The organism is Bradyrhizobium sp. USDA 3397 (assembly GCF_054060965.1).
In genome coordinates this window covers 5,158,532-5,183,509 of sequence record NZ_JBSSDS010000001.1, presented here as the reverse complement: position 1 = coordinate 5,183,509, position 24,978 = coordinate 5,158,532, and the positions used below count along the sequence as shown (strand labels likewise).

The 24,978-nt window shown below is 64.6% G+C and carries 23 protein-coding genes and 1 pseudogene; 11 read left to right on the top strand and 13 right to left on the bottom strand.

The features are described 5' to 3' along the window. Window positions 1-9 precede the first annotated feature (9 nt). Window positions 10-966, bottom strand: coding sequence for a homocysteine S-methyltransferase family protein (locus ACVWYQ_RS23955; protein ID WP_456726441.1), 957 nt, complete (start codon window positions 964-966; stop codon window positions 10-12). Window positions 967-1,196: 230 nt separating this feature from the next. On the opposite strand from ACVWYQ_RS23955, the gene ACVWYQ_RS23950 reads away from it, so the two are divergent. Next, window positions 1,197-1,817: a TetR/AcrR family transcriptional regulator gene (locus ACVWYQ_RS23950; RefSeq protein ID WP_157285081.1), complete on the top strand. Its 621-nt coding sequence runs from the start codon at window positions 1,197-1,199 to the stop codon at window positions 1,815-1,817. Between the two features lie 90 nt (window positions 1,818-1,907). On the opposite strand, the gene ACVWYQ_RS23945 is transcribed toward ACVWYQ_RS23950, so the two are convergent. From ACVWYQ_RS23945 to ACVWYQ_RS23915, 7 genes and pseudogenes are all read right to left on the bottom strand, one after another. After that, window positions 1,908-3,665: an alkaline phosphatase gene (locus ACVWYQ_RS23945; protein ID WP_404545072.1), complete on the bottom strand. Its 1,758-nt coding sequence runs from the start codon at window positions 3,663-3,665 to the stop codon at window positions 1,908-1,910. Between the two features lie 116 nt (window positions 3,666-3,781). Beyond that, window positions 3,782-5,120, bottom strand: a pseudogene (argG, locus tag ACVWYQ_RS23940) (argininosuccinate synthase). A gap of 91 nt (window positions 5,121-5,211) precedes the next feature. Then, window positions 5,212-5,988, bottom strand: a complete 777-nt coding sequence (locus ACVWYQ_RS23935) for a phosphatase PAP2 family protein (protein ID WP_404545068.1) — start codon at window positions 5,986-5,988, stop codon at window positions 5,212-5,214. Window positions 5,989-6,071: 83 nt separating this feature from the next. Continuing rightward, window positions 6,072-6,566, bottom strand: coding sequence for a hypothetical protein (locus tag ACVWYQ_RS23930; RefSeq protein WP_271543106.1), 495 nt, complete (start codon window positions 6,564-6,566; stop codon window positions 6,072-6,074). Between the two features lie 170 nt (window positions 6,567-6,736). Further along, on the bottom strand, window positions 6,737-7,939 hold the full coding sequence (rlmN, locus tag ACVWYQ_RS23925) for a 23S rRNA (adenine(2503)-C(2))-methyltransferase RlmN (RefSeq protein WP_404545066.1): 1,203 nt from the start codon (window positions 7,937-7,939) through the stop codon (window positions 6,737-6,739). Between the two features lie 157 nt (window positions 7,940-8,096). After that, window positions 8,097-8,765, bottom strand: coding sequence for an invasion associated locus B family protein (locus ACVWYQ_RS23920; RefSeq protein ID WP_404654491.1), 669 nt, complete (start codon window positions 8,763-8,765; stop codon window positions 8,097-8,099). 116 nt (window positions 8,766-8,881) lie between these two features. Next, a complete protein-coding gene (locus tag ACVWYQ_RS23915; RefSeq protein WP_404545064.1) occupies window positions 8,882-9,721 on the bottom strand; it encodes an SDR family oxidoreductase in 840 nt (279 codons plus the stop codon). A 255-nt stretch (window positions 9,722-9,976) separates the two neighbouring features. Here ACVWYQ_RS23915 and ACVWYQ_RS23910 point away from each other — a divergent pair, with 255 nt between their 5' ends. Then, window positions 9,977-10,951 carry an NADPH:quinone oxidoreductase family protein gene (locus ACVWYQ_RS23910; RefSeq protein ID WP_404545062.1) on the top strand — a complete coding sequence of 325 codons (975 nt, stop codon included), beginning with the start codon at window positions 9,977-9,979 and terminating at the stop codon, window positions 10,949-10,951. A 29-nt stretch (window positions 10,952-10,980) separates the two neighbouring features. Here the strand turns inward: ACVWYQ_RS23910 and ACVWYQ_RS23905 are convergent, their stop codons facing one another. Next, the gene (locus ACVWYQ_RS23905; RefSeq protein WP_157285090.1) at window positions 10,981-11,373 is read right to left on the bottom strand and encodes a YkvA family protein; all 393 of its coding nucleotides are present in this window, start codon (window positions 11,371-11,373) and stop codon (window positions 10,981-10,983) included. 100 nt (window positions 11,374-11,473) lie between these two features. Beyond that, window positions 11,474-11,764 (bottom strand): 4a-hydroxytetrahydrobiopterin dehydratase, encoded by a 291-nt coding sequence (locus ACVWYQ_RS23900; protein WP_036002826.1) that lies wholly within the window; start codon window positions 11,762-11,764, stop codon window positions 11,474-11,476. A 153-nt stretch (window positions 11,765-11,917) separates the two neighbouring features. Between ACVWYQ_RS23900 and ACVWYQ_RS23895 the strand changes: the two genes are divergently transcribed. The 3 genes from ACVWYQ_RS23895 to ACVWYQ_RS23885 all read left to right on the top strand — a co-directional run bounded on the left by ACVWYQ_RS23895 (window position 11,918) and on the right by ACVWYQ_RS23885 (window position 15,912). Beyond that, on the top strand, window positions 11,918-13,363 hold the full coding sequence (locus ACVWYQ_RS23895; RefSeq protein ID WP_271543115.1) for a TAXI family TRAP transporter solute-binding subunit: 1,446 nt from the start codon (window positions 11,918-11,920) through the stop codon (window positions 13,361-13,363). 184 nt (window positions 13,364-13,547) lie between these two features. Further along, on the top strand, window positions 13,548-15,089 hold the full coding sequence (locus ACVWYQ_RS23890) for an alkaline phosphatase D family protein (RefSeq protein ID WP_271543117.1): 1,542 nt from the start codon (window positions 13,548-13,550) through the stop codon (window positions 15,087-15,089). Window positions 15,090-15,198: 109 nt separating this feature from the next. Beyond that, a complete protein-coding gene (locus tag ACVWYQ_RS23885) occupies window positions 15,199-15,912 on the top strand; it encodes a hypothetical protein (protein ID WP_456726440.1) in 714 nt (237 codons plus the stop codon). 4 nt (window positions 15,913-15,916) lie between these two features. Here ACVWYQ_RS23885 and ACVWYQ_RS23880 read toward each other — a convergent pair whose 3' ends face one another. Then, complete coding sequence (locus tag ACVWYQ_RS23880) at window positions 15,917-16,297, bottom strand: response regulator (protein ID WP_128265823.1); 381 nt, start codon at window positions 16,295-16,297, stop codon at window positions 15,917-15,919. A 178-nt stretch (window positions 16,298-16,475) separates the two neighbouring features. On the opposite strand from ACVWYQ_RS23880, the gene ACVWYQ_RS23875 reads away from it, so the two are divergent. From ACVWYQ_RS23875 to ACVWYQ_RS23850, 6 genes are all read left to right on the top strand, one after another. Beyond that, window positions 16,476-17,240 (top strand): Crp/Fnr family transcriptional regulator, encoded by a 765-nt coding sequence (locus ACVWYQ_RS23875; protein ID WP_128265822.1) that lies wholly within the window; start codon window positions 16,476-16,478, stop codon window positions 17,238-17,240. Window positions 17,241-17,307: 67 nt separating this feature from the next. Continuing rightward, window positions 17,308-18,024 (top strand): prolipoprotein diacylglyceryl transferase, encoded by a 717-nt coding sequence (locus tag ACVWYQ_RS23870; RefSeq protein ID WP_271543123.1) that lies wholly within the window; start codon window positions 17,308-17,310, stop codon window positions 18,022-18,024. Beyond that, on the top strand, window positions 18,021-19,466 hold the full coding sequence (locus ACVWYQ_RS23865; protein WP_271543125.1) for a radical SAM protein: 1,446 nt from the start codon (window positions 18,021-18,023) through the stop codon (window positions 19,464-19,466). Before ACVWYQ_RS23870 ends, ACVWYQ_RS23865 begins: the two co-directional genes overlap by 4 nt. Next, window positions 19,463-19,750: a hypothetical protein gene (locus ACVWYQ_RS23860; RefSeq protein WP_271543127.1), complete on the top strand. Its 288-nt coding sequence runs from the start codon at window positions 19,463-19,465 to the stop codon at window positions 19,748-19,750. Before ACVWYQ_RS23865 ends, ACVWYQ_RS23860 begins: the two co-directional genes overlap by 4 nt. A 238-nt stretch (window positions 19,751-19,988) precedes the next feature. Continuing rightward, window positions 19,989-21,815, top strand: coding sequence for a translational GTPase TypA (gene typA / locus ACVWYQ_RS23855; protein WP_036002847.1), 1,827 nt, complete (start codon window positions 19,989-19,991; stop codon window positions 21,813-21,815). A 101-nt stretch (window positions 21,816-21,916) separates the two neighbouring features. Then, the gene (locus ACVWYQ_RS23850; protein WP_271543130.1) at window positions 21,917-23,161 is read left to right on the top strand and encodes a flavin monoamine oxidase family protein; all 1,245 of its coding nucleotides are present in this window, start codon (window positions 21,917-21,919) and stop codon (window positions 23,159-23,161) included. A gap of 23 nt (window positions 23,162-23,184) precedes the next feature. Here ACVWYQ_RS23850 and ACVWYQ_RS23845 read toward each other — a convergent pair whose 3' ends face one another. Next, a complete protein-coding gene (locus ACVWYQ_RS23845) occupies window positions 23,185-23,592 on the bottom strand; it encodes a thiol-disulfide oxidoreductase DCC family protein (RefSeq protein ID WP_275500322.1) in 408 nt (135 codons plus the stop codon). Window positions 23,593-23,652: 60 nt separating this feature from the next. After that, on the bottom strand, window positions 23,653-24,972 hold the full coding sequence (locus ACVWYQ_RS23840) for an SDR family oxidoreductase (protein ID WP_271543134.1): 1,320 nt from the start codon (window positions 24,970-24,972) through the stop codon (window positions 23,653-23,655). Window positions 24,973-24,978: the final 6 nt, after the last annotated feature.

The window sequence follows — 24,978 nt, the reverse complement described above, 5'->3', positions numbered from 1 at the left end:
TTTTTCTTGTCACGCCGTCATCGCTTCCGACGGCAGACATGCCTCGCAAACGGCGGCAACATGCCGGTGATCGGTGCCGCAACAGCCGCCGAGAATGCGCATGCCGGGGAATGCGCGCCTGAGCAAACGGTAGCGGCGGCCGAGATCTTGGGGATCGCCACTGTCCAGCGCCTCCGATTCGTCGAGCTCGGCGTGGCTCTTGACCGATGCATTGGCTTTGATGCCGTGGATGCGCTGAACCCACGCCTCGCCTGCGGCGAGTGCACTCTCGAAGTGAGTTGGGTGCGCGCAATTGATCAGGAAGTATTCGCAGGCACGTTCAGTTGCGTCGTCGACAGCCTCGATCGCCTCGCGCAGCGACTCTCCCCGGACGAGGCGGCCATCGGTTTCGACCGTGAAAGAGATCGCGACCGGAATGTCCTGCCTCTTGGCTGCTCGGACTACGCCCACGGCTTCGTTGATGCTGTTCAGCGTGAATGCAGTCACCATGTCGGCGCCCGCCTCGGCGAAGGCCGCGATCTGGCCTGAGTGGTAGGATTCCGCCTCCGCCGCGTCCATGTTGCCGGCCTTGTAGCCGTCGCCTCGCGGACCGATCGCGCCATTGATGACGCAAGGCGTGGCGGGGGACTCCCAAGCGCCGCGCAATTCGTCGAGGAAGCGGATGGCGCGCATGTTAATGGCCTTAAGCCTGGCCGCATCATAGCCGAGCTTGGCGCCCCAATCAGGGTTGGCGCGCCAGGTCGGACTGTCGAGGACAAAGCCGAGCCCATGCTGCCGCGCGATACGCAGGTAGGCTTCGTAGTACTGCCTCAAATGCGCACGGCCATCCGCGCTGTCGAGCAGCACGAATGCCGCAAAGTGGGGCAGCTCCAGCCCGTGCTGAAAGATGAGAGTTGTTTCCATGCCGCCATCGGTCAGGAAAATGCCGCCGCCGCGCTGCGGCAGACCATGTCTGTATCTGGCCATTGATCGCTCCATGATTTGGACGGGCCGCACTCTTCACTCGGTCGCGCTACGCCCGTGTTCGGTCGCGGCATTTGGTGCCGCATAATGTCGCGTCGCTCTAGAAGCCCCATGGTGCGGCTGAACTTCCACCCGCAAGCGGAGACAAATCAATGATTTGCAGGAGTCACGCGGAGTGGGCCTTGGCCCCAAGGGCCAATTTCTGCACCGTCGGTACAGTTCTGGAGACATCGATGGGAAAGGGCGAAGCGACGCGCGAGCGCATTCTCGAGATCGCGGAAGCGGCGGTGCTCGCAAAGGGCTTCGGCGCCACCTCGATCGAGGAGGTCATTGCCGAGGCCGGACTGACCAAGAGCGGGTTCTTCTATCACTTCAGGGATAAGAACGCGCTCGCACGGGAGATGCTGCGTCGCTACGTGGATACGAATGACCGCCTGTTCGACGAGATCTTCAGGCGCGGACGTGAGCTCTCCGACGACCCGCTGCAGTCGTTCCTGATCTCGCTGAAACTACTCGCCGAAGTCATGGCCGATCTGCCGAACGGCCATCCCGGCTGCCTGATCGCCAGCATCTGCTACCAGGAGCGCTTGTTCGACCGCGACGTTCGCGATCTGACCGCGCAATCGGTCCGGAGCTGGAATGCGCACTTCCGCGAGATTCTCGACGGCATCGCCGCGGTCTATCCGCCCCGCGAGCCGATCGACCTCGACGATCTCGCGGAGATGATCTCGTGCGTGGTCGACGGCGCAATCATCATGTCGAAGACGCTCAACGACCCGAAGCGGCTGGAGCGGCAGATCATGCTCTTCCGCAGCTGCGTGAAGCTGGTCTTCACGCCGCCTCACGCGTCGTGAATTGATAGAACGTGAGCGGACCAGGGCGGCCCGTCCTGCCGCGCTCGCCTGCGGCAGGAATAATTGCGCCCAGGTTGGCAGTCGCCCCCATCATTCTCGCGCAGCCAATCCCAGCGCCTCGGCCATGACACGGAACACTTCGGTATTGTCCATCGAGCCGTGCACGCGCTCGCTCCCCGGGCCCGTCGCCGTGACAATGACGTCCTCGCCCGAATGCACGCTGGCGCCGACCAGCGACGACAGATTGCCGGGGCGCAGCACCGCGCCCGGGACCTCCTTGTATTTCTCGTTGGCCTTGAAGGTGCCGTCGTCGCCGGCCTTGACGGTCGGCTCGTTGGGATTGTCGAGCTTCGGGCGGAACGTCTCATAATGATCGGGCAGGCTCGCCGAGAAGATGGCAAGCCGGCGGCTCACGTCGACGCGTGACGGATAACCTTCCGCATCCGGCGCGGGATAGTTGGGAAATCCGGCCTGATCATAGACCCCGACGCGCTCGCGCAGGGGCACGTTGGGCGTCGTGCCCATGTCGTCGTTCACCGTGCCGACCAGGCTGTTGGGATGATTGTGATCGGCCAGCACCAGGATGAGGGTGTCGTCGCCGCGTGCGCGCGCCCATTCGCGCGTCTGACGCACCGCGTTGTCGAGCATGATCGTGTCGTAGACGGCACGCTCCATGTCGAGCAAATGCGCGTATTTGTCGATCATTCCGGATTCGACCATCAGGAAGAAGCCGGCTTCGTTCTTCGAGAGGATTTTCAACGCCGCCTGCACCTGTTCGGTCAGATCAGGCTGCTCGGGAAATTTCTTGACGCCGCCGCCCTTGAGGAATTTGCGGTCGAGCGCGCCGTCCATGTTGCCGGTGGCGAACAGGCCGAGCAGCTTGCTCGTCTCTTGCTTGGCGGCAGAGGCGCTGAGCTCGCCCGCGGTGGTCGCCACCTGATAGCCGGCATCGCGAAACTTCGCGATGTAGTCGGTCTCGTCCTTGCGCTTGGAGCCGGCAGCCGACTTCGGCAGAAAATTCGCGCTGCCGCCGCCCATCATCACATCCGGCTTTGCCGCGAAGAACTGCTCGACGATGTCGTCGTAGGCGGCGCGCCGGCGGGTGTGCGCGACCATCGCCGCCGGCGTCGCGTCTTCGATCTCGGTATTGGTGACCACACCGATCGCCATGCCGAGCCGCCTTTTGGCAAGGCTGGTGATGGTTTCGACCTTGGGATCGTCGAGCGGGCTCGCGCTGCGGTCGGCATAGACGCCAAGGGCATTGACGGCGCTCTTGTGCCCGGTCGCATAGGCGCTCGCCGAGTTCGCGGAATCCGTGATGATCGAGTCCGAGCCGGCGGTTGCCACCAGCGCCATATGGGGCATGTCGTCGATGGCGAGCTTGCCGCGGCTCTTGCCTTCCGAGATGCCCTTGGACAGAATCCGCGCGGCGACCCGATGCGCCGGCGACATGCCGTCGCCGATGAACAGGATGACGTTCTTCGCCTTGCGCGGGCCGGTGTCGTAAACCGTCCATGTGACGCTGCGCTGGCGCGTGCCGTCGCTCACCTCCACGGCAACGCTGCCCGGCTTGGTCAACGTGACGTCGCGCAGGACCAGGGACGACTGCTCCTTGCCGTCCTCGCGCTCGATGAAGGTTCCGGAGCGGCCGAACGCGGCCGCATAATCCGCGCCGTTCACCGTCACCTTCAACTTGGCGGGATCGACCAGCCCGGGGAGCTCGACCTTGAAGTCGAACTTGGCTCCCGCCAGGATCTCGGCGCGATCGATCGGATAGATCGTCTGCGCCGACGATGATGATGCCCAACAGAGAACAATGAGAGAGGCGAGTGCCGATCCCCTGACCATGTGCGATGCTCCGCAATCCCGTTTCCAACAGAAGTGGAAGCGTAGCGGTCGAGAATGACAGCGTCATTAAGCTCGCAGCCCGGACTTCGCTTCGCTCCATCCGGCTACGGAAAGCCTCAGCCCTTGTCGCTCTCGAGCCGGAAGATCTGCGAACCTTCGCTGCCCGAGAGCAGGCCGGTCTTCGAATAGAGACCGAGCTTGGTGCGGGTGTCGGCGATGTCGAGGTTGCGCATGGTGAGCTGGCCGATGCGGTCGGCCGGCGTGAAGGCCGCGTCCTCGACCTTCTCCATGCTCAGCCGCTCCGGCGCATAGGTGAGGTTGGGACTCTCGGTGTTGAGGATCGAATAATCGTTGCCGCGGCGCAGCTCGAGCGTCACTTCGCCGGTGACGGCGCGGGCGACCCAGCGCTGCGCGGTCTCGCGCAGCATCAACGCCTGCGAATCGAACCAGCGGCCCTGATAGAGCAGACGACCCAGACGCATGCCGCTGATGCGGTACTGCTCGATCGTGTCCTCGTTGTGGATGCCGGTGACGAGGCGCTCATAGGCGATGTGCAGCAGCGCCATGCCGGGCGCTTCATAGATGCCGCGGCTCTTGGCCTCGATGATGCGGTTCTCGATCTGATCGCTCATGCCGAGGCCGTGACGGCCACCGATCGCGTTGGCTTCGAGGAACAGCGCGACGGGATCGGAGAAGGTCTGGCCGTTGAGCGCGGTCGGCTGTCCTTCCTCGAAGCGCACCACGACCTTCTCGGCCTTGACATTGCAGTCCTCGCGCCAGAACGGCACGCCCATGATCGGGTTGACGATCTTGATACCGCTGTCGAGGCTCTCGAGATCCTTCGCCTCGTGCGTGGCGCCGAGCAGATTGCTGTCGGTCGAATACGCCTTCTCCGCGCTCATCTTGTAGGCAAAGCCTTGCGCGGTCATGAACGCAGACATCTCGGCGCGGCCGCCGAGCTCGTCGATGAACTGCTGGTCGAGCCAGGGCTTATAGATCTTCAGGCCGGGATTGGTGAGCAGGCCGTAGCGGTAGAAGCGCTCGATGTCGTTGCCCTTGAAGGTCGAGCCGTCGCCCCAGATGTTGACACCGTCTTCCTTCATCGCTGCGACCAGCATCGTGCCGGTGACGGCGCGCCCGAGCGGCGTGGTGTTGAAATAGGTGATGCCGCCGGTCGAGATATGGAAGGCGCCCGACTGGATCGCGGCAATGCCCTCGTGGACCAGCTGCGTGCGGCAATCGACGAGCCGCGCGTTCTCGGCGCCGAACTCCAGCGCCTTGCGCGGGATCTCGTTGTAGTCGGCTTCATCCGGCCTGGCCGAGATTGGCGGTGTAGGCGTAGCAGCGCGCGCCCTTCTGCTTCATCCAGAGCAGCGCCGCAGAGGTGTCGAGGCCGCCCGAAAAAGCGATGCCGACTTTCTCACCCTTGGGCAGGCTTTTCAGGATCGTGGTCATGGGGCTTCCAATCGGGTCTCAAGCTGATGTGACGGGTGCGTTCGACCGCGCGAATATCAAATTTCGCGGGGCTCGGCACCCCTTTAATGGCTCAAACCGAGGGCTCGGGGCCGGTCTTGCGGCCGAACAGGCGCTGCCGGAGCCGGTAAGCGGGCATGTTCAGCCGGGTCAGGGCGGCATCCACCGCTTCGTCCGAGAACCGCGTCCGCGGCCAGCGATAGATCAGCGCGTAGGCGAACCAGATCACGACGAAGGTGACGAGGCCGGCGATCGACACGTCCGTGAAGAAGTGCCCGCCGAAGGCCATGCGCAGGGCGCTGGTGAGCGTGCCGAAGATGACGGCGCCGGCATAGGCGAGCGGCCGCCACGACGGCGGGGCTAGCGCCGCGGGCGCAAGCGTCCAGAAGGCGGTCGCGCCCTCGCCCGAGAAGAACGAGCAGTTGCGCGCGCAGCCGCCGCGGGGATCCCACCACGGCACGAATTGCTGGTCGCCGGCAAATTCCGTCACCACCACCGGCCGCGGCCGGCCCCAATAGGTCTTGAAGGTCAGGTTCGTGAGGATGCCGGCCGACATGATCATGGTCACCAGCAAGAAGATGATCGTGCGTCCCCGCACGATTAGCGGCCGGTCCGGCCGGATCATCTTCACAACAAGCGCCGCGATTGACGGCAGCACGAAGGCCCAGGCGATCCACATCGCCGCATCGCGCGCAAAGCCGGCCCACCCGTTCAGCTTGAGCGGGAACGTCTTGGTGGCGGGATCGAAGAACAGCGATGCGAGCTTGAGGTCGAGCTCGGGATAGAGGCCGAAGACGACGCCGATCACGAGCCACAGCGCCAGGGCAATGAAGAGTCCGGTACGGTTCATGGCGCGCGGTTTAGCGGAGTGGGATGGAGATGAAAACCCCAAGGGAGGTATCCATGCTCCCCTGGAGGGGGAGGATAAGAAACTCACCGCGCATCCGGCCTTGAATTCGATGGCAATGGCGGCGGTGGTTTGCGCGGGGGCGGCGGGATCCGCCAGGCGCCGGCATTGCGGCCGGCGATCAGCCAATAGACGAAGCCGGCAACGATGCCCGCGCCGGTCATGATCTCCAGGTGACGCCGTACGATGCCTTCGAACTGCAACGTGTCGGAATGGAACGGGACGAGGCCGAGATAGCAGGCGAGCCCGACGAGGCCGCCGCCGACGGCGTAGGCGAGCGCGCTACGGATGTAGAGCGCTTCGGTGATCGCGACGATCACCGCTGCCGGCACCAGGGCAAAGCCGGACACGAAGATGAAGCCGAAGCCGAGCAGGATGTCGATCGTGCCCTGATCGACCGGACCGGCGCCGAGATCGGCGAACTCCGGAAACAGCAGCGCGACGACGACGATCATGCCGCCGACAAAGCAGGCGGCGAGGAAGCCGATGAAGATGACAACGAGGCGGCCGATCAGGGACATGACGAAGAAGTCCCGATTGTCGTCATTGCGAGCCACCGGGTCCGCGCGAAGCGCGGCCCGATGACAGGCTCAGCGAAGCAATCCAGACATACGTCCGCGGAGACAGTCTGGATTGCTTCGTCGCTACGCTCCTCGCAACGACGAGGAGGCGAGAGCACGGGCATGACACACTAATCCGTCATCGCCATGGCGCGCAGCGCCTGGCGCTCGCGCGCCGAGAGCTTTTCCGTCTCCGACTTGAGCTGGCCGCAGGCGGCGAGGATGTCGCGGCCGCGCGGGGTGCGCACCGGCGAGGAATAGCCGGCGTTGAAGATGTATTCGGAGAACTTTTCGATCTGGTCCCAGTCCGAGCATTCATAGGCGGTGCCGGGCCAGGGATTGAATGGGATCAGGTTGATCTTGGCCGGAATGCCCTTGAGCATCTTCACCAGCAGCTTGGCATCGTCGAGCGAATCGTTGACGCCCTTGAGCATCACATATTCGAAGGTGATGCGGCGCGCGTTGGAGGCGCCGGGATAGTCGCGGCAGGCCTGCAGCAGCTCCTTGATCGGATATTTGCGGTTGAGCGGCACCAGCTCGTTGCGCAGCTCGTCGCGCACCGCATGCAGCGAGATCGCGAGCATGACGCCGATCTCCTCGCCGGCGCGCACGATGTTCGGCACCACGCCCGAGGTCGACAGCGTGATGCGGCGGCGGGAGATGCCGATGCCTTCGTTGTCGCCGACGATCAGAAGCGCATCGCGCACCGCGTCGAAATTGTAGAGCGGCTCGCCCATGCCCATCATCACGATGTTGGTGACGCGGCGCGTGCCGTCCTCACGGTCGGCCCAGTCGTTGAGCCGATCGCGCGCGACCATGACCTGGCCGACGATCTCGCCGGCAGTGAGGTTGCGCACCAGGCGCTGTGTGCCGGTGTGGCAGAAGGCGCAATTCAGCGTGCAGCCGACCTGCGAGGAGACGCAGAGCGTGCCGCGGTCGGTCTCGGGGATGTAGACGCACTCGACTTCATGCGCCTTCTGAACATTGTCGCCGCTCGGCAGCCGCAACAGCCATTTGCGGGTACCGTCGTTGGAGATCTGCTCGGCCACGACCTCGGGCCGGTCCACAGTGAAATGTTGGGCGAGCTCGGCGCGGATGCCCTTCGAGATCGAGGTCATCTCGTCGAAGCTCCGGGCGCCGCGGAAATAGAGCCAGTGCCACAGCTGCTGCACGCGCATCTTGCGCTGGGCCGGTGCGACGCCGATCTCGCCGAGGCGATCGGCAAGCTCGGTGCGCGACAGGCCTATCAGCGACGGCTTGGCCGGCGGCACATAGGTTTCGAGCGGGGTCTTCTCCACCAGGAGGCCGTTGTGCGGCTCGGTCGTCGGTTGCATCGGTTGCCTGATATCTCTCGTCATGCCCGGGCTTGTCCCGGGCATCCACGTTCTTTCTCGCCCGTTGCCAGCGCGTGGATGGCCGGGACAAGCCCGGCCATGACGGCTGCACCTTTGGAATACACCTATATAGCAACCGGAACCACCGATTGCGACCTTAACGCCGGCAATCCTGCGCGATCTTGTCGAGCGCCTGGGCGAGGCCCTTCAGCGAGAAGGTGTCGGTCGTCTCGGTACCCTTGGCCGAGACGCCCTTGACGACGAGATCGGCGGATTTGCGCATGGCTTCGACCATCCGCTCCTCCTCGGCCGCGTTCTTGATCCAGAGCCCGTCGCCCTGCGTGTACATGGCGAAGGAGGCGCCGCCGACCTCGGCGGTCGATTCCGAGCCCGGCTTCAGCGCATAGCCGATCATGACCGAAACTTCGTTGTTGACCTTCTCCGCCGGCCGGGTCGAGACGAAGGCATAAGCGGGATCGCGCGGCCGGTTCGGCGGGTTGGTCTTCGACGATGACGGCTTGGCCAGCGCGAAGCAGACCTTCTTGCCGTTCGGCGTCGCCGAATAGGCACCCCAGGTGCCGAACTGCCCGATCAGGGTCGGCTCCGCGCCCCCCGCAACGGCCGCAGCCGGGGCCGCCGGCTTGCTCTCGGGCTTCGGGGCCGCCTTTGCGTTGGTGTTGGCCGGCGGCGCCGCCGGCTTCGGTGCCGCCTCTTTTGGAGCTGGACTGGACTTGGGCGCCGGTTGCGCCGTCTGCGCCCGCGCAGACACGGTGATTCCCCCGGCCGCCACGCCAGTCATCAAAGCTAAAATCAGCACCCGCCACATGCCGCGTTGGTTCCCTCAATATTGTGACTGGAAGATGGCCCGAGCGCGCTTTGTCCCCGGGCAGGGATAGCCGGGAAAGTTCAATTTGGGAAGGCAGTTAGCGGTATCGGCGGCGGCTAGGCCCTGGATCGGGCGGTGCGTTGCGCGGCCCATTGCGCCTCGGTCCAGCCGAGCAAATCCTCGGCGCCGGAACTGCGCAGATGCGCGCCGCCGTCGATCACCACCATCTCGCCATTGATGTAGGCGGCGCGATCCGAGACCAGGAAGCTGGCGAGATCGGCGAGCTCGCCGTGCTCGCCGGTACGTCCAAGCGGATTGCGCGCGGTCCAGCCTTCGTCACGGCCTTCGGGACGGAGCTGCCCGGTGGCCCCTGCGGTCGGAAACGGGCCCGGCGCGATCGCGACGGTCCGGATGCCCTTCGGGCCCCATTCCACCGCAAGACTCCTGGTCATCGCCAGCAGTGCGGATTTCGCCATCGCCGAGGGAACGGTGAAGGCGCGGCCGGTGATGGTGGAGGTCGAGAGGATCGACAGCACGACACCGCCATGCTTGGCCTCGATCCAGCGCCTGCCGGCGGCGAGCGTGCAATACATCGCGCCATGCAGTGTCGGCGCCAGGATCGCGTCCGCGGCGCGGAAGGAGAGATGCTCGCTCTGTGCGATGAAGGTGGCAGCGGCATTGTTGACGAGGATGTCGAGCGGCGCCTCGCGCCAGATCGTATCCATCATGCCGTCGACCGCCGCACCGTCGCGGATGTCGCAGGCGATGGTCGTGACCGTGCCGCCGGTCTCGTCGCGCATCTCGCGCGCCGTCGCCTCGAGCCGCTCGAGCTTGCGGCCGCAGATCACGAGCTCGGCGCCGAGCGCGAGGAAGCGACGCCCCATTGCAGCGCCGAGACCCGAACCACCACCGGTAATGAGGATGCGCTTGTTCTTGAGCAGGCCTGTTTCAAACATCGTTTGAATCCTTTCTCCGCGGATTTCGCCATTGCGAGCCACCGGGTCCGCGCGAAGCGCGGCCCGATGACAGGCTCAGCGAAGCAATCCAGACTATTTCCGCAGGACGGACTCTGGATTGCTTCGCTGCGCTCGCAATGACGGAGGATAGGCCGTCGCTGACCCCAGACAAAGAATCCGGATTGTCGCCACTGCCTAAATCCGGCAGAAACGGCCAAACTATAATTCCACCCGAAACGCCCTCAAGGTGCCGCCATGAAAGCCATCCTCTGCTCGCAATATTGCCAGCCCGACGACCTCGTCCTGACTGAGGTGCCGGATCCGGTGGCGGGGCCCGGCGAAGCCGTGATCGCGATCAAGGCGGCGGCGCTGAATTTTTTCGACATCCTGATGATCCAAGGCAAGTACCAGATCAAGCCGCCCTTCCCGTTCTCGCCGGCCGCGGAAGTTGCGGGCGTGATCGAGAGCATCGGCGCTGGCGTCACGGATCTCAAGGTCGGTGATCGCGTCGTCGCCTCATGCGGCCACAACGGCGCACGCGAGAAGATCGCGCTGCCGGCGAGCTCGATCGTGAAGATCCCCGACAATCTCGACTACGACCGCGCGGCCGGCATCATCATCATCTACGGCACCGCGCTGCATGCGCTGGAAGATCGCGCCAGCCCCAAGCCGGGCGAGACGCTCGCTGTGCTGGGCGCAGCCGGCGGCACCGGCCTTGCGGCCTGCGAGCTCGGCAAGCTGATGGGATTGAAGGTGATCGCCTGCGCCTCGTCGGACGAGAAGCTCGAATTCGCCAAGGCGCACGGCGCCGAGCTGACGCTGAACTACGCCAAGGAAGATCTGAAGGAAGGCCTGCGCAAGCTCACCGGCGGCAAGGGCGTCGACATCATCTTCGATCCCGTTGGTGGTGCTTACGCCGAACAGGCGCTGCGCTCGATCGCATGGGAAGGCCGCTTCCTCGTCATCGGCTTTGCCGCCGGCGACATTCCGAAGATGCCGCTGAACCTCGCGCTGCTGAAGGGTTGCGACATCCGCGGCGTGTTCTGGGGCGCCTGGACCCGGCTCAACCCGGCCAAGAACCGCGCCAATCTCGAGAAGCTGGTGAAGTGGACCGCGGAAGGCAAGATCTCATCGCATGTCGACCGCACCTTCCCGCTGGCTCAGACGGCGGATGCGTTGAAGGTGCTGGCGGGACGGCAGGCGATGGGCAAGGTGATCTTGCATCCGTGAGCTGATGCAGGTGGTTGAAGTCGCGTCGGCTACGCGACTTCTGCTTTGCCGTCCGCCTCCTCCACCCCACGCTTCAGCGCGGCGCGGGCGGCCTCGCGGTGCTCGTTCGTGATGTGGCTGGCAACCATGCGGATGGCGGTGGCGAGCACGGCAGCGTCATCGGCGAAGCCGAGCATGGGCATCACGTCCGCGACGAAATCGAACGGCAGGACGAAATAGGCGATTGCACCGAGCAGCGAAGCCTGGACGTGACGCGGCGTCTGCCGGTCGAACGCGCAGTAATAGGCGGCAAGCAGATCCTCCGCGAACGGCAGATGCGCAGCGACCCGCTTCAGCTTGCGCCAGAAGCGGCGGCGCACGCTCTCGCGATCTTCCGCGAGCCGATCGGCCGGCTCGAAGCCAACGCTGTGCTCGGCAGCCATGCTCAAATGCTCCCCGTTCTGCGGGAGGCGGAGGACCGCCCGATCCCGGCTGATCACAAGATGGGGATGCAGCCGGTCCCTGCAAGGCGTCTGCTTGGTGTCAGCCTGCGATGGCGTTCATCGCCTTGGCGAGCGCCATGTCGCGCGCGGTGACGCCGCCGGCGTCGTGGGTCGACAGCACCACCTCCACCGTCTTGTAGACGTTGCGCCATTCGGGGTGGTGATCCATCTTCTCGGCGACCAGCGCGGCGCGGGTCATGAAGCCGAACGCCTCGTTGAAATCCTTGAAGACAAAGGTTTTCCCGATGGCGTCGCGGCCTTGGACGTCAGTCCAGCCGGACAATCCGCCCAACGCCTGCCTGCGCGCCTCCGCCGAGAGCCGTTCTGCCATCACCATCTCCATCCTTCGGAGGAACTTTACCCTAACACCGTGCCGACGCCCGGGTTCATACGGGGGATTTCCTCCATCCGCTAACCATGACGGAGATGTAACCCCGCCGGACAAGAAATTTGCTACAATTGCGGACGTAAATCGCCGGCCAAGATGAAACTGAGCCTGAAGCGCCTGTTTGGGAGACCGATGACCGGGGGATTGGACCTGGCCGAAGCGCCCCCTCCGCCTTCGCCGCGATCCGCGGCGCGGAAGACGGCGCTCGTGTCTCTGGCGTTCCTGCTTGCGATCGTCGGCGTGGTTGCCGGCGGCTATTACTTCGCGATGCGTCCCGTGACGCTCAGAATCGCGGTCGGCCCCGCCAACAGCGACGACGTCAAGGTCGTGCAGGCGCTGACGCAAGGCTTTGCGCAGCACAAGAGCTACGTGCGGCTGCGCCCGATCCAAACCGACGGCGCAACCGCCAGCGCCAATGCGCTCGCCGAAGGCAAGGTCGATCTCGCCATCGTGCGTGGCGATCTCGACGTGCCGAAGAACGCACAGGCGGTCGCGACCCTGCGCAAGAACGTCGTGGTGCTGTGGTCCGTGCCCGCCAAGGGCAAGAAGAAGGGCGCGAAGATCACCAAAGTCGCACAGCTCGCCGGTCACCGCATCGGCGTCGTCGGCCGTACCCAGGCCAACGTCAATCTGCTCAAGGTGATCCTGCACCAATACGGCGTCGACCCGGCCAAGGTCGAGATCGTGCAATTTCCCGCCAACGAAGTTGCCGAGGCGATCAAGGCGCAGAAGGCCGACGTCTACCTCGCGGCAGGCCCGGTCAACAGCAAGATCACCGCGGAGGCGATCTCGGCATCGGTCAGGGAGGGCGGCACGCCAACCTTCCTCGCCATCGATTCCGCCGATGCGATCGCGCAAAACCATCCAGTCTATGAAGCGGGCGAGATCCCCGCCGGCACCTACGGCGGCTCGCCCGACCGTCCCGAGGACGAGGTCAAGACCATCAGCTTCGCGCACCACATCGTGGCGCGCAAAGGCGTGTCCGAGGCCGACATCGCAGCGTTCACGCGCCAGCTCTTCGCCGTGCGCCAGCAACTGGTGACGGAATTCCCGCTGGCGGCGAAGATCGAGACGCCCGACACCGACAAGGATGCGGTGATCCCGGTGCATCCGGGTGCGGCCGCCTTCGTCGACGGCGAGGAGAAGACCTTCCTCGACAAATACAGCGATTACATCTGGTGGAGCCTGATGGCGCTCTCGGCCATGGGCTCGGTCGGCGCCTGGTTCGCCGGCTATCTGAAGAAGGACGAGCGCGACAACAACAATCACCAGCGCGAACGCCTGCTTGACATGATCGCCGCGGCACGCAAGTGCGAGACGACCGAAGAGCTCGACCAGATGCAGACCGAGGCCGACGAGATCCTGCGCGACACGCTGCGCTGCTTCGATCACGGCGCCATCGAGGAAGCCGCGCTCACCGCCTTCAACATCGCACTCGACCAATTCCACGCCGCCGTCGCCGACCGCAAGGCTGTGCTGTTCAGCCTGCCGCCGAACCTGCAACGTGCCAGCGCGCAGTTCCGGGCCGCCGGCAACGCGTGAGCGCCCGCGCGCGTTATTGCTGCGTCACATTGTCTCAATATAGCTCCCAACGTCATCCGGGGCGATGCGAAGCATCGAACCCGGAATCCATTGCGCAGCATTCGCGGGGAGACATGGATTCCGGGTTCGCGCTACGCGCGCCCCGGATTGACGGACTCGCCCGCAAGCCCGGGGTCGGAGCCTCATGACCATCACATTCTCCCGCCGCCGCTTCCTCACCAGCAGCGCCGGTGCGCTCGGCACGATGGCGATGCCGTATCTTTCGCGCGCGGCTGATCGGCCGGCGGTCACCCACGGCGTGCAAGCGGGCGACGTTACCGTCGACGGCGGCGTGGTGTGGGCGCGAACCGACAGGCCCGCGCAGATGCTGGTCGAGGTCGCCACGAGCGAGTCCTTCAGGGACGCCCGCACATTGCCGCCGATCGCGGCGCTGCCCGAAAGCGACTTCACCGCCAAGATGCTGGTCGAAAATCTTCCCGCCGGCCAGGACATCTTCTACCGCGTCCGCTTCCGCGATCTCTCGCACAGCGCCATCGAGGGCGAGGCGGTGACCGGCCGCTTCCGCACCGCGCCGGCCGACCGCCGCGACGTCAGCTTCGTCTGGGGCGGCGACGTCGCAGGGCAGGGCTGGGGCATCAATCCCGACGACGGCGGCATGGTCACCTTCTCGACCATGCGCAAGCACCGGCCGGATTTCTTCCTGCACTCGGGCGACACGGTCTATGCCGACGGTCCGATCCAACCCGAGGTGAAGCTCGCCGACGGCAAGATCTGGAAGAATCTCACCATTCCGGAGAAAGCCAAGGTCGCCGAGACGCTGGACGAGTACCGCGCCGCGTACAAATACAATCTCACCGACGACAATCTCCGCGCCTTCAATGCCGAGGTGCCGGTCTTCGTGCAGTGGGACGACCACGAGGTCACCAACAACTGGTCGCTGTCGAAAGACTTGCCGGCCGCCTACAAGGTGCGCGACATCTCACTGCTCGCAGCTCGCGCGGGCCGGGCCTTCCACGAGATGTACCCGATGCGGGAGAGCATCATCGAGCCCGGCCGCGTCTATCGCCAGATCTCCTACGGCCCGCATCTCGACGTATTCGTGCTCGACGAGCGCAGCTATCGCGGGCCGAACGGTGCCAATCTCGAAACCGCCTATGGCCCCGCCAGCTATTTCCTCGGCCCGGAGCAGATCGCCTGGCTCAAGCGCGGCCTGCTGAATTCGCGCGCGACATGGAAGGTGATCGCATCGGACATGCCGATCAGCCTGATCGTCTCCGACACGCCGAAGGGCGGCTCGGAAGCCGTTGCGCAGGGCGACGGCCCGGTGCGTGGCCGCGAGTTCGAGATCGCCGACATCCTGCGCTTCATCAAGATGGCGCCGATCAGCAACACGGTGTGGCTGACCGCGGACGTGCACTACGCCGCCGCGCACCATTACGATCCGAACAAGGCGCAATTTCAGGAGTTCGAGCCGTTCTGGGAATTCGTCTCGGGCCCGCTGCATGCCGGCACGTTCGGCCCGAACGCGCTCGACAATACCTTTGGCCCCGAGGTGCGCTTCGTCAAGGCGCCGGGCAAGGACAGCCAGAATCTGCCGCCGTCCGCGGGTATGCAGTTCTTTGGTCACGTCAAGATCGACGGCGCGTCCGGCCGGATGACGGTGACCCTGCGCGATCGCGCCGACGTCGCGCTGTGGTCGACCACGCTCGATCCGAAGCTTGCGTGACGGCCAAGTCGAACCCGGATGAACCATCCGCCCGGCCCGGACGACAATTGCAGGCGCCCGCGCATTTTCGAGGGCGTGATGCCGTCCGAGCCATGTTCGAGTTGATGCCGTGCCGTTCAGCCGCCCAACGATCGTTATCGCGCTGCTGCTGAGCGCAGCATCCCCCACATGCGCGCAAACCCAGGACAGAGCGACGCTGGTGCGCGAGGCCCTCGCTTCGCCTTACGGCAAGGCGCTGACCGCCGAGCTCGGCAAGTCACTGCGCGCAAGCGCCGACCCGGCATGTCTGACGGACAAGGGGTTGGCTGCCGACCAGCTCGAACCGCGCGGCCGCGATATTGTCATCAGATGGGGCACGCATATGCTGGAAGGCGCATCGGCGTTCATCGACCGGCAGATCTCCGACAATCCATTTGCCGGCGCAGCCGAATTGGTAAGCCTGAAGAGCAATCCGGATGTGAAGCGCTATCTCGCGATGGAAGAGCCGATACGTCAGGCGAAGATCCTGGATTTGATCTTCGAGCATTTCGACCGCTACAACGTGATCGCCCGCGTGAAACTTGGAGGGGTCTATCCATTGCAGACAGGCAACGAAGCTCTGCTCCGTCTCAATCCGACCGATGCAACGGAAGAGCGGTTGGAGACGTTCGCCAGCAAGAGTCGTTCGAAAGCGCTGAAACGTTTCCTGCAATTGTCCGATCAAGAGGCGATTGCGCAGAGTGCGGCGATCAAGAAGGCCTCATCGCCGCCGCCGTTTCCGCACACATTCTTCAAGGGCGTCGAGACCGACCTCGCCGAGCTCTGCATTCGCTCCGGCAAATAGGCGATCAGGTGTCCCGTGCCTGCAGCGCCGCCTCCAGCGCCTCGCTCGAGCACGGCTTCTGCAGCCGCGGCCGGCCCGCCAGTTCGGACGGAATGCGTACCTCTGCGCCGTAGCCGGTGACGAACACGAACGGAACCTTCAGCGCGATCAGCCGCTCGGCGATCGCAAAGCTCGTCTCGCGGATCAGCTCGACATCGAGCAGCGCGAAATCGGGTGCCCGTTTTGCGATGGCATTCAACGCCTGCGTTACCGACCCCACGGTCCGCACGGTGGCCACACCAAATCCGAGCAGGCGATCCTCGAAATCGATCGCGATGATCGGATCGTCTTCGACGATCAGAACATCAGCCGGCCGGCCTGTGCCATTGCAGTTTGCAGGTGCCATGATCGCATCTTGGTTCGGGGGTTTTGGGATCAGGACTGCCGCGACACGATGCCTGCGCCCAGCGCATCGGAGGGTTCCCGGAACGAAACTCACCACATCCTCGTTCTCTGGTCTGTCCACTTGTGCACACAGGAAACGGATGGAACTCGCTAAGGTGGGAGGAAGGTGGGAGTTCAGGATGGATGCGCGTATCGGCAAGGTCACCGAGGTCGAGAGCCGGCCGGCCAACAATCTGCTGCGGCGCTTGAGTCAGGTCGACTACGGCCTCCTGGCGCCGCACGTGACCGTCGAGGACTCTGCAGCCGGGCACTTGCTCTACAATCCCGGCGATGACGTGCAGGTCGTCCATTTCCCCTGCGGCCCATCGCTCGCGACTTTCCTCGTCCCCAACGAGGATGGCCGCGACGTCGAAACCATTCTGGTCGGCCGCGAGGGCGCGGTGGGCGGCATCGTCAGCGAGGGGTTTCTGCCGGCCTATACCCGGATCTGCGTCAAATTCGGTGGACCGTTTGCGCGCATTCACGTCGCCAAGCTGGAAGCAGCCAAGCTGCGCTCGGCGTCGCTGCGCAACGTCTTTGCCCGCTATGCCGATTGCATGCTGGCCCAGATCTTCCAGTCGACCGCCTGCAACGCGATCCATTCGATCGAGCAGCGCACCGCCAAATGGATCCTGGCGGCGATGGAGCGGACCGGCGACGAGACCAGTGTGCCGCTGACCCACGAACAGCTCGCGACTTTGCTCGGCGTTGGCCGCTCCTATGCCAGCCGCGTGCTTCAGTCGTTCAAGGCCGAAGGCGTGCTCGACACGCGGCGCGGCTCGATCCTGGTCCGCAACCGCGACGGCCTGAGGCTGCGCGCCTGCCTGTGCAACGATGCCGTAAAGATGCATTTCGAGGAAGTGCTGCGCGGGGTCTATCCGACCGAGGAGCGGGAGGCCGGGTAGCTTCTTCTCCCCTGCAATAATGCGCGGCGCGCCGTTGTAACCGCGGTCGTGCTATACTGCCGCCCGCATGAGCGGGGCTTTGCTTCACACTCTCTTCGACATCCTGGCCTGGCTGGCGGCGGCGGCCGCCATCTATTGGCTGTCGCGACGGGGCTTGCAGTTTCCCTCGCAATCCTTCGCGCTGCCCTATATCGCCACGCTGGTGTTTGGCGCAGGCCTTGGCGCCTATCTGTTCGGCTCCGCCAATCTGTGGCTGTCGGGGCAAAGCGGCATTGCGCGCTCGGTCGAGGGCGGGCTGGCGGGCGGCATCGTGGCGATCGAGCTCTACAAATGGTCCGCAGGCGTCACGGTGCGAACCGGCGCGCGCTTCGCGCTGCCGCTGGCGCTCGGCATCGCGATCGGCCGGATCGGCTGTTACCTCGCGGGCCTCGACGATTTCACCTATGGCACGCCGACGGCGCTGCCCTTCGGCCATGATTTCGGCGACGGCGTTCGCCGCCATCCCGTGCAGCTCTACGAGAGCGCGGCCATGGCCCTGTTCGCGCTCGCCTATGTGCTGGCGGTCTTGAACCGGAACGCGTTCACGATCACCAATGGTTTCTACCTGGTGCTCGCTTATTACGGAGCGCAGCGCTTTCTGTGGGAATTTCTCAAACCCTATGGCACGCTGGTTGGGCCCCTGACCCTGTTTCACCTGCTGTCGCTGTCGATCCTGCTCTACGCCGCCTTCATGCTGGCAACAGCACCCAAAGCGAGACGCTTGCAAAAAGAGTCACTTGCATGAACGCGCCGTTGCGTAAGTCGCGCCCCTACATCTTCTGGGGCCAGACCCAATCCCTATGCGAGACCTGCCTGAAGCTGGTGCCGACCAAGATCCAGATCCTCGGCAACGAGGTCTGGTACGAAAAACGCTGCAGGGAGCACGGCGTGCAATCGACGCTGGTGTCGACCGATGCCGCCTATTGGCGGTTGTGCAAGGATTTCATCAAGCCGGGCGACCGGCCGCTGCAATTCCAGGAACGAACCCAATTCGGCTGCCCCTATGATTGCGGTCTCTGTCCCGACCACGAGCAGCATTCCTGCTTGGCGCTGATCGAGATCACCGAGCATTGCAACCTCACCTGCCCCGTCTGCTTCGCGGAGTCCTCGCCGGCACGAACCAAATTCACGCCGCTCGCGACGGTGGAGAAGATGCTCGATGCGCTGGTCGCGAGCGAGGGCGAGCCCGATCTCGTGCAGATTTCCGGTGGCGAGCCGACGCTGCATCCTGACTTCTTCGATATCCTGGACGCGGTGCGCGCGCGCCCGATCCGCCATGTCATGATCAACACCAACGGCCTGCGCATCGCCCGCGAAAAGGATTTCGTGGCGCGGCTCGCCGAGAACAGGCGCGGGCTGGAGGTCTATCTCCAGTTCGATTCGCTGCAGCGCGACGCGCTGATCAATCTGCGCGGCGCGGACTTGCGAAAAATCCGCCAGCAGGCGCTGGAAAATCTCGAGCATTACGGCATCTCGACCACGCTGGTCGCGACCATCAAGCGCGGCGTCAACGATTCCGAGATCGGCGACATCGTGCGCCACGCGCTGACCTGGACGTGCGTGCGCGGGGTGACATTGCAGCCGGTCCAGGATGCCGGCCGCAACGAGAGTTTCAACAAGAATACCGACCGCATCATGCTGTCGGAGATCCGCAAGCGCGTCGTCGAGACTGGCGTGTTCGGGGACAAGGACATGATCCCGCTGCCCTGCAACCCCGAGAGCATCTCGATCGGCTATGGCCTGCGCAACGGCGAGAAGGTGCTGCCGCTGACCTCGCTGATCCCGCAGGAGCAGCTGGTGGCGGTGATGCCCAACACAATCAGCCCGGAGAAATATCCGGTGCTGCGGGAAAAGTTCATCGACCTGTTCTCGCTCTCCTCAGGGCCCCTCAACACGTCCGAGCGCGTCTGCGAATTGTTGTGCTGCCTGCCGAGCTTTCAGGTGCCGGACGGGCTCACCTACGAAAACGTCTTCCGCGTCACCGTCGTGCAGTTTCTCGACCGCTTCAATTTCTGCGTCGGCAACGTCAAGCGCAGCTGCATCCATTTCGTGACCGAGCAGGGGGCGATCATCCCGTTCGACACCTACAATCTGTTCTATCGGAATGGCGCCATCTCCCGGATTCGCGCCGGGCTCGAGGGGCAGACCTATCACGAGGCGAGGCAAACCGAGGAGGCACCACGATGAGCGACACGCCACCGCCGGTTCTACCGCCACCCGCACCAACGCCCGGCCCAGCTCGCAGCGGCTGCCTTACCGCCCTGATGGCGATCGCCGGGATCTTCATGCTGCTGCCGGGTCTCTGCGCACTCCTGTTCGGCGGAGTGTCGATGTTCGAGGACGGCAAGATCGCTGGCGACATCGCGCCGTTCGTCCTTCTGGGACTGGTCGTGGGCATCGGCGGGGTCGCGATGATCTGGGCGGCGATCAAGGGGCGCAGGGTCCCCGCTCATCCCCCGACCCAGCCCTAAGCCCCGGGGATTCCCGGACAAAATTCAGTCAACCAACGGCCAAAGAACACATTGTTTTTTGGCCGTTTTTGCATATATTGCGCCGCAACGCGCAGGGCGCCCGGTCGATATGGCCGGGCTTCCTTTTTGGGCGGAAAGCGCCCCGTTTCCAGTCTTCCAGCGTTGTTTCGAGAAGAGGTCCCGGTCCGACCGGCGAGATCGCGCTTAACCCATTGTTCGACCGCAAAGAAGCTCACTCATGAATCTTCGTAACGTCGCCATCATCGCCCACGTCGACCACGGCAAGACGACCCTGGTCGACAAACTCCTGCAGCAATCCGGCACGTTCCGCGAGAACCAGAAGGTGACCGATCGCGCCATGGACTCCAACGATCTGGAGCGCGAGCGCGGCATCACCATCCTGGCCAAGGCGGCCTCGGTGCAGTGGAAGGACACTCGCGTCAACATCGTCGACACCCCCGGCCACGCCGATTTCGGCGGCGAGGTCGAGCGCATCCTGAACATGGTGGACGGCGCCCTGGTGCTGGTCGACGCCGCCGAAGGCCCGCTGCCGCAGACCAAGTTCGTCGTCTCCAAGGCGCTCAAGGTCGGCCTCAAGCCGATCGTGGTCATCAACAAGGTCGACCGCCCCGACGCGCGTCCGACCGAAGTCATCAACGAGGTGTTCGACCTGTTCGCGGCGCTCGATGCCAGCGAGGAGCAGCTCGATTTCCCGATCCTCTACGGGTCGGCCAAGCAGGGCTGGATGGCGGATAGCCCCGAAGGTCCGCAGGACAAGGGCATGGAGCCGCTGTTCGACCTGATCCTGCGCCACGTCGCCCCGCCGAAGGTCGAGGAAGGTCCGTTCCGCATGATCGGCACCATCCTCGAAGCCAACCCCTATCTCGGCCGCATCATCACCGGCCGCATCTCTTCCGGCACGCTGAAGCCGAACCAGCAGGTCAAGGTGCTGAACGCCGACGGCAAGCTGGTCGAGTCCGGGCGCATCACCAAGATCCTGGCGTTCCGCGGACTCGAGCGCACCCCGCTCGATGAAGCTGAAGCCGGCGACATCGTCGCCATCGCGGGCCTCACCAAGGGCACCGTCGCCGACACCTTCTGCGATCCGACCGTCGAGGTGCCGCTGCCGGCGCAGCCGATCGATCCGCCGACCGTGTCGATGTCGTTCATCGTCAACAACTCCCCGCTCGCCGGCACCGAAGGCGACAAGGTGACGAGCCGCATGATCCGCGACCGTCTCCTGCGCGAAGCCGAGGGCAACGTCGCGCTGCGCGTCGTCGAATCCGCCGACAAGGACGCAATGGAAGTGTCCGGCCGCGGAGAACTCCAGCTCGCGATCCTGATCGAGACCATGCGCCGCGAAGGCTTCGAGCTCTCGGTGTCGCGTCCGCGCGTCGTCTACCAGAAGGACGAAGCGACCGGCGCCACCATGGAGCCGATCGAGGAGGTCGTGATCGACGTCGACGAGGAGCATTCCGGCGTCGTCGTGCAGAAGATGAGCGAGCGCAAGTCCGAGCTGATCGAGATGAAGCCCTCGGGCGGCAATCGCCAGCGCCTGGTGTTCTACGCGCCGACCCGCGGCCTGATCGGCTACCAGGGCGAATTGCTCACCGACACCCGCGGCACCGCGATCATGAACCGCCTGTTCCACGGCTATGCCCCTTACAAGGGCGAGATCCAGGGCCGCCGCAACGGCGTCTTGATCTCCAACGACCAGGGCGAAGCGGTGGCTTACGCCATGTTCAAGCTGGAAGACCGCGGCCCGATGATGATCGAGCCGGGCTGGAAGGTCTATCGCGGCATGATCGTCGGCGAGCACACCCGCGACAACGATCTCGAGATCAACGTGCTCAAGGGCAAGCAGCTCACCAACATCCGCACCACCTCGAAGGACGAGGCGGTGCGCCTGACCCCGCCGATCCGCATGACGCTGGAAAAGGCGCTCGCCTATATCGAGGACGACGAGCTCGTCGAGGTCACCCCGAAGTCGATCCGCCTGCGCAAGAAGCACCTCGACCCGAACGAGCGCAAGCGCGCGGAAAAGGCCAAGGAAGCGGTGGCGTGACTGAGCGAATGGGGAATGGCGAGTAGCTAATAGGGGCGTTTGGCCAGAAGCGGCGTTTCTTATACTCTATTCGCCATTCGCCACTCACTATTCGCTTCTCCATGTCCCTCCCCTCCTCCGTCGACGTTGCGATCATCGGCGCCGGTGCTGCCGGCCTCGGCGCAGCCCATGCGCTGACGGACACCGGCCTCTCCGTGATCGTGCTGGAGGCCCGTGACCGGCTCGGCGGCCGGGCTTGGACGGTGCAGGCCTCACCCGAGGTGACGTTCGACGTCGGCTGCGGCTGGCTGCATTCGGCCGACAAGAACTGCTTCGTGCCGATCGCGCGACAGCTCGGCTTCGAGCTCAACAAGGACCTGCCGCCCTGGCGCGAGCGGGCCTACGGCAATGCCTTTCCGGAAAGCGAGCGCGACGATTTCATGCGCGCGATGGACGCGTTCTATGAGCGTCTGTGGGAAGCAGCGCAAACAGGTAAGGACGAGCCCGCGAGCTCGCATTTGGAGCCGGGCAATCGCTGGAATCCGATGATCGACGCGATCTCGACCTATATCAACGGCTGCGAGCTGAAGGATATGTCGACGCTGGACTGGGACGCCTATGAGGACACCAACTTCAACTGGCGCGTCCGCCGCGGTTATGGCGCGCTGATTGCGGCCTATGGTGCACCCTGCCCGGTGGCGCTGAACTGCAACGTCGCGCTGATCGATCATTCGGACAAGCGCATCCGCATCGAGACGTCGCGGGGCACGCTGACCGCGGACAAGGTGATCGTCACCGTGCCGACCAATCTCATTGCGGAGGAAGCCATCCGCTTCTCGCCCCCGCTCCCCGCAAAGGTGAGCGCAGCGGCCGGCCTGCCGCTCGGTGTCGATGACAAGGTGACGCTGGCGCTTGAGGACGCCGAGACCTTCCCGATAGAGGGGAACCTGCGCGGCGCCACCATGCGCACGGAGATGGGCACCTATCACATCCGCCCGTTCGGCCAGCCCTGCATCGAGGGCTTTTTCGGCGGCAGCTTTGCCCGCGAGCTCGAGGATGCCGGCGCCGGCGCCATCGCCGCCCAAGCCATCAACGAGATCGCGGGTTTTCTCGGCAACGACATCAGGCGCAAGCTGAAGCCGCTGTACGAATCGCGCTGGGCCCGCGATCCGTTCGCGCGGGGGTCGTATTCGCATGCGCTGCCCGGGCACGCGAGGGATCGCGCAGTGCTGGCCGCGCCGGTCGATGGGCGACTGTTTTTTGCGGGAGAGGCGACGTCGCCGAATTTCTTCACGACCGCCCATGGCGCGCGGGATAGCGGAGAACGGGCGGCGGGGGAAGCGCTGGCGGCTCTGGGCAAGCCATAACCCGCAAGCTCCGTCAGTGCGAGCTACTCGATCACCCGCGCCCGCAAATCGGCATCCGGCACGAAGCAGGCGTCATACCTCCCAAAAATGCGATAGCGGTTGCGCGCGACGAGGCTGTAGACCGCGTCCCGCAGCGGCTTCGGCACGGCGAACAGCCCACGCACCCAGCCCCAGCCTGGGAGCTGCGACAGCACCGTCAGCGCAGCATCCGACTTCATGAACACCTCGCCGCCGTGGACAACCGCGTTGGTGTCGGGATCATCGGGGTCGATGCCGAACGTGTGCGCGAGCCGGGCGCCATAATCCGACTGGATCGGCGTGAACCGAAACTGCCTCGCCGTGTCGCGCTTGGCGACGAAGCGGACCCAGCGTGAGCAGAAGATGCAGACGCCGTCGAACAGAATGACGTCGTCGTCAGGCCATTTGGGCATCAGACTCTCTTTTTGACGCGTTTTCTTCACGCGAACCGAAATCCACTTAGCTCGAAAACGCTATCGGTTATCCAGCATCAGAAGCGCGACGACCATCAGCACGATCGCCGGCCCGGTCTTCACCAGCGCGCCAAGCGGCTCGATCCAGAGGTCGGGCGTGAGAATCGCTGCGCCAACCATATAGCCGAGCGAAGCGAAAATACCCGCGACCAAGCCGATCGCAGCCGTCCGGCGGAAGGCGATCAATACACCGATGCTCATGTCCATCAGGCTGGTGCCGATGGTGATGGGATCGACCAACGCGGGCGGAAAGTCGTGCGCGGTCAAGATGCCGGCGGCGGCACCGTAGGACACGAACAAGGCGATAAAGCCCGAGACGACCCAGAACGCGACCAGGCTTGCGAAAATCAGCGCCTTGACCAGGAACAGACGCGCGAACCATTTGTCCTGGATGCTGGCAGGGTGGCGTCCGATTAATTCAGCCAGCCTCCTCGGCGCGATGCCCGTCGCGGCGATCCACGCTGTCGGATCGCCAGTCACGCCGCGACGGAGCTCGGCAATGGCGGTGGAGCGCATCGGTGGCATCCAGCCAAGATAGCTGGCGACATCGCCGAGTTTCGCGCCGAGATCAAGCAGGAAGCGCGGCATCGCGTTGCGTGGCCAACCGGCCGTGCCGAACGCATGGCGAAACGGCTTGATGACGCCGGCCATGGTGACCGGTTCGGCCTGCATCAGGTCCCAGCTCACCGCCCTCAACGAGGCATCGTCAATGTCGCGCGCGGCGAGCCAGGCGATGGTCGCCGTAATATCCTCGATCGCCACGGGCTGAAATGGCGTTGCCATGTCCTTGGCCGGCAAATCGATCGGAAAGGCTGCAAGCGCGCGGAGCAGGGCGCTGCCGCCATAGGCTGACGGTGCGACCACGAAGCCGGGCCGCAGGATGGCATGGGGAATGCTGCTAGCCCCGATCAGGCGCTCGGCCTCGCGTTTGGTCGTAGCGAAGGCGGTGCGGTCCGCCTCCGCGGAGCCGGGGATCGAGATATGCACCAACCGGATTGCGCGGCCGCTGCCGCCGATCGCCTGAAGCAGTCGCGCGACGAAATCGCGATGCACCGCGCTCGTGTTGCTGCCGGGACCATCCTGGAGCACGCCGAGACAGTTCACGACGACGTCTACCGCGTGCTCGCTGAGGAGACGCGTCAGCGCGGCCGTGTCGAGGATGAGGATCGGCAGCTCGATGTCCAGCGCGCTCATCCTCTGCGCCGGCGACAGGCTCCGCGCCACGCCGACGACGCGAAAGCCCCGCGTGCGCAAATCATCGGTGACGAAGCGGCCGATCAGGCCAGAGGCGCCGAGTACGAGAATGGTGCGCTGGTTCATCACGTC